Annotated in this window: 1 pseudogene; it reads right to left on the reverse strand. The window is 55.1% G+C overall.

Annotation, left to right across the window (positions count from 1 at the left end):
- Window positions 1–305: 305 nt before the first annotated feature.
- A pseudogene (locus RTW80_RS25300) lies at window positions 306–1,355 on the reverse strand (MFS transporter); the annotation flags it as partial.

Consider the following 1,355-nt stretch of genomic DNA (forward strand, 5'->3'; position numbering starts at 1 on the left):
CAGTCAGTACAGTCTCCATGACGACTGTAATGACTGCAAACGCATTACCTGACATATCAGTATAAACAATGAATTAACCTCTTGGCGTATTTTTTACATCACTGGCCCTCACCCCCCAAAATTCTCTCTGAAAAATTGTTGCGGTTAACGTTGCCAATGTATCCACCCATTTCAGAAGACGATCTGGCATCCTGGTGGCATGCTGCGATGTGCTTCAGGTGAGTGCACTGGGCGGTCAGCACAGGCGGTTTCGACAGCGAAATTGCACAGGACGTTATGCCGGCTGTGAGTACAACATCATAGCCTTACTTGATTGTACGGTAATGCCAAATACATGCAGACACTATGGTAAATAATACAGCGGCAAATAATGCCGTCACAATCAGCGCGATTGAGACACCTGTTTTCGACGCCAGTGGCACCAACAATGCGCACAGCCCATAGCCAAGTGTGTGACTGGCCGCAAGCCAGCCCGCGCCTGCGCCGTCGGCCAGCTTATCATTCAGTCAAAGTTGATAAGCGGGTGTTGCCAGAGCGGCCCCACATGACAGCACTGCACAGCCCAGGTAAAACAACCATAGCTGTTCAGTGAGCATGATAGCCAGACCACTACTCATCAACACCCCGGCACTCAGGAGCAGAGCCACTGGAGTCAGGCGCTGTGGACGGAGTACCACGAACTGCGCGATAAGCGCAGCTATTGCGGACAGCCCCAACAACCACGCCACCTGTTGGCTAATAGTGGTGGTATCAGTATCGAACTGGCGAGTAAGGGCTGGCGAAAGTCCAAGCTGCATCATGCTCATTGCCGCAGCCAGTAACATTGCGCAAAGCAGATAAGGCAGGCAATCCCGCTTCAGGCTGACGCTCTTGCGCTCCGGTGTGGGCTGTGGTGGTGTGCCGGGCAACCGCAGAAGCATCACCACAGCCCACACCGGAGCTGCCATCAGCATCCACACTGGCGCCAGAGGGTGAATGACCAACATTGCCGCCGCGCACAGCGGCCCGAATAGCCTGCCGCAGCTCAGGCCGGAGCTGATGGTTGCCAGAGCGGCCATGCGATTCCCTTCTCCCGCTCTCTGCAATGCCCAGACCTGACAGGCTGGCACCATTGCTGACACGGTCAGACCGTAGACGATCCGGGCGATGATTAATATTCCCAACCCCACCGCTGTTGTTACGGCACCGGTAGCCATCAGCACGCTTCCCAGCCCAAGCAGGGTAAAGCTTACGCCATATCCTCCCAGAGCCCACAGCACCACAGTCTTACTGCCAGTAAGGGAAATTTGCTTTCCCCACCATGGGGAAGATGGCAGAAACAGCATTGAGCCCAGCATCAGCAGGGCAGCCCATAC

Origin of the sequence: Escherichia sp. AM3 (assembly GCF_032029835.1) — a bacterium.
GTDB lineage: Bacteria > Pseudomonadota > Gammaproteobacteria > Enterobacterales > Enterobacteriaceae > Escherichia > Escherichia coli.